This is a genomic window from Streptococcus sp. HMSC072D03 (assembly GCF_001812855.1).
Taxonomy (GTDB): Bacteria; Bacillota; Bacilli; order Lactobacillales; family Streptococcaceae; genus Streptococcus; species Streptococcus salivarius_D.
Genome location: NZ_KV810696.1, coordinates 108,055 through 111,999, shown reverse-complemented (window position 1 = coordinate 111,999; position 3,945 = coordinate 108,055). Strand labels below are relative to the sequence as shown.

Sequence of the window (3,945 nt, the reverse complement as noted above, 5' to 3'; positions counted from 1 at the left end):
TGGTTGGAACTTAGGTTTTTCTGGTGGAACCACCTTGTTGTTGAACTCTTTGTCGTTAGCATCTGTAGCATTTCCACCTGCTGAAGCATGATTAACGACAGTCTTAAGAATTTTACCATCCTTAGTTACTTGTACTGTCACCGTTGCTTTCATAGCATCGTAAGAAATACCAGGTTTATTGTCATTGACTTCTTCTACAGTATAAGTAAATGTCTTACCAAGATCAGCCTTGCTGAACAAGAGTTGTTCAAACTTGATATGTCCGTCTTTATCATTTGATACAGTTTGAAGGACTTTTCCATCTTGGTCTTTCAATAAGAAGCTGAACTCACCTGCAGTCAACTCACGTCCTTCAAGTTTCTTAGTATAGTTGAACTCAAGTGGAACTGGAACGTTATTTTCACGTGTTTGAGTTGGTTTTTTAGGAGTTGTAACTTGCTTATTGTAAGGGTTGTATTGATGAACAATTTCATTGGCCGTATTACTAAACTCAACACCGTCATTGTCTTTAATATTTTTAACAGTTGCTGGGATATCAAATTTATAGTAACGTCCAAAAGCGAACTTAGTCGTATCAATAACTGGAGTCGCATCAGTTGCACTAATAGGTTTAGTCAAACTTGGTTTAGAAGTTGCGTAGATGACACCGTTTTTGATTGAAATATCAAATTTATCAGTAACATCTGTTTCACCATCGTAAACCTTGATTGCTGACTCATCAATATCAAGTTTAGCTTCATCATAGTCATCTGTGATTCCTACTGATTGAATATTGCTTTCAGCTGTAAATTCACGAGTATCAAGCCATACTTGGTAGTAGAATTTCTGACCACGAGTAAGTGTATGGTGATTCAAGTTTTCAGCTTCAACCTTACCGTTAGGCGCATCATCATCGAGAAGTTTTGTGCCCTTAAGATCAAATTTTTCTTTAAAAACAACATACTTCTCTGGTTTGAAGTTTGGTGTTACGTTATTGTCAAATACTGTATCATCCGCAGTAAAGGCATCTCCACCTTCAGTAGCATAAGAGATAACTGTTGACAACTGATCACCAGAAGAAGGCTGAATAACTTGAACAGTCACGTTAACCTTCATATCATCATAAGTAACACCTGGTTTGTCACCTTTCTCTTCTTCAACAATATAGTTAAATGTTTGACCAATATCAGCTTTTGAATAGTTGATTGTCTTGAAGGTAACTTTACCATCTGCATCATTCTTAGCCTTCTCAAGAATCTTATTAGTTTCTTTATCTTTCAAGACAAAGCTAAATTCATCTGCTTGCAATTTGCGACCATTAAGTGTCTTACCGAAGATTAGCTGAATAGCTGTTGGAATGTTGTTCACACGTTTTTGCGTTGGCTTATCTGGAGTCTCAACTGTATGCGTTCTTGGGTTATAATAATGAACCGTTTGTGTCGCAGTATTTTCGATTTCAGAACCATCGTAAGCATCTTGACTAACTGTAGCAGGTATAACTACTTTGTAGTAACGACCAAATTCAAACTTAGTTGTATCAATAACTTGAGTATTATTTGCATCACCTAGTGACTTCGTAAAGCCTGATTTCAAGTTTGCAGTGATAATACCGTTAGTAACAGCAACGTCAAACTTAGACGTCACATCTGCACCAGTCTCACCATCATAAACCTTAATAGTGTTTTTAGTCACAATCAATTTTGATTCATCATAATTGTCTGTGATACCAACAGTTTGGATATTTTCTTTATTGTTAGCACTAAATTGAGTTGTATCAAGCCAAACTTGATAGTAGAATTTCTGACCACGTTTAACAGGCTGAGTATTGAGGTTCTCAAAGACTTCTTCCAACTCACCCTTATCATTACGGACAGTAACTTTTTCATTATTATTAGATTTATCTGCGTAAGGATTAATCTTAGTATCGCCGTATTTATCAGCTAACTCAGAATCATCATCCAAAAGTTTCTTACCAGTTAAATCAAAGTCTTCATCTCTAACAACATATTTCTCTGGTTTAAACTCAGGTTCTTCTGGTGGTGTCACACGGTTATCGAACTCTTTGTCTGGTGCGTCTACAACATTCTTCACGATTGCTTTTGCCGTACCATCATGAGAAATTGAAACCCTTACTGTTGCAACCATGCCATCGTAAGACACTGTTGAATCTGTTCCTTTAACTTCTTCCACTGTATAATTGTAAGTCTTGCCAATATCATCCTTACCAAATTCAAGTTTCGTGAAGTTAATCTTAGCGATACCGGTAGTTGCATCAGGAGCATCATTTTTCGCACGTTCTACTTCAACGCCATCTTTCTTAAGAACAAATGTAAATTCGTTAGCTTTAAGTTGACGACCATCAAGTTTCTTAGTGAAATTCAACTCAAGTGGAACTGGAACGCTATTAACACGTTTTTCAGTTGGTTTTTCTGGTTTTTCAACTGTGTTGGTTCTTGGGTTGTAGTAGTGAACAATTTGACCAGCTGTATTTTCGATATCTTTTCCTGCTGGGGCATCCGTTTTCACGGTTGTCACAATATCAAATTTATAGTAACGGCCAAATGCAAACTTAGTTGTATCAATGATTTGGGTGTTGTTGGCATCGCCTAGTGATTTCGTGAAGCCAGCTTTAAGGGTCGCTGTGATCACGCCACCTGTGTTTGCGATATCAAACTTAGAAGTAACGTCTGCACCAGTTACGCTATCGTAAACCTTGATTGAGTTCACATCCAACTTATCTTCATCATAGTTATCTGTGATGCTGAGTGTTTGAATGTTTTCAGTGTTGGTTGCGCTAAATTGTTTTGTATCCAACCATACTTGGTAAACCAATTTATCGCCTGGTTTCACTGTCTTCGTATTCAAGTTTTCTGGTTCATTGTTTGATGCATCATCCGCATATGGGTTCGCATTTGTATCTGCGTACTTGTCTGCCAATTCTTTGTCATCATCAACGAGCTTGTCGCCTGTGATATCGAATTTCTCTTTATCAACGACGTATTTCTCTGGGTTGAACTTAGGTTCTTCCGGTGGTTTCACTGTGTTGTTAAACTCTTTGTCCGGTGCGTCTTGAAGCATGTTCACAACAGTTGCCTTAGTCGTTCCGTCATGTTTGACTTCTACTTTAATCGTTGCGACCATATTGTCATAAGACACAGTAGCATCCGTTCCAGCAACTTCTTCCACAGTGTAAGTGAAGGTATTACCAGCGTTCGCTTTTGTAAATTCAAGTGGCTTGAAGGCAATCTTCGCGATTCCAGTTGTTGCGTCTGGCGCACTGTTCTTCGCAGTTTGAATTGCGACGCCATCTTTCTTCAATACGAATGTAAATTCGTTTTCTACAAGATTTCGGCCATCTAATTTCTTAGTGAAATCAAATTCGAGTGGAACTGGAAGATTCACTACACGTTTTTGCGTTGGTTTTTCTGGCTTAGTGATATTTCTATTCGTTGGATCGTACTGGTGAACAATTTGATTTGCCGTATTTTCGATATCGACACCATTTGGAGTCGTCATCTTGACTGTAGCAGGAATATCAAATTTGTAGTAACGGCCAAACTCGAACTTAGTTGTGTCAATAACAGGGTTGTTATTAGCATCTTTGATAAATTCGTCTTTAGAAGTTGCAGTGATTGTGCCGTTTTCAACTTTGATGTCGAATTTAGCAGTTACATCTACACCCGTTACTGAATCGTAAGCTTTAATATTTGAAGCATTGATTTCTAGTTTATCAGCTTCATATTTATCTGTAATACCAACAGCTTGAATATTGTCACTTGCTTTCAATTTTGTTGTATCCAACCATACTTGGTAAACAATCTCATCGCCCTTCTTAACTGTCTTGGTATTCAAGTTTTCAGGTTCATTGTTGGTTGTACCATCCACATATGGGTTAGCATTTGTATCTACATACTCATCTGCCAACTCGTCATCATCATCCATCAACTTGTTACCAGTGATGTCGTA

The 3,945-nt window shown here is 37.7% G+C and carries 1 protein-coding gene; it reads right to left on the bottom strand.

The window, feature by feature from the left end; translation table 11 throughout:
- Positions 1 to 3,945 (bottom strand): SspB-related isopeptide-forming adhesin (locus HMPREF2877_RS11315; RefSeq protein WP_305366766.1); only part of this gene is annotated, 3,945 nt, incomplete at both ends.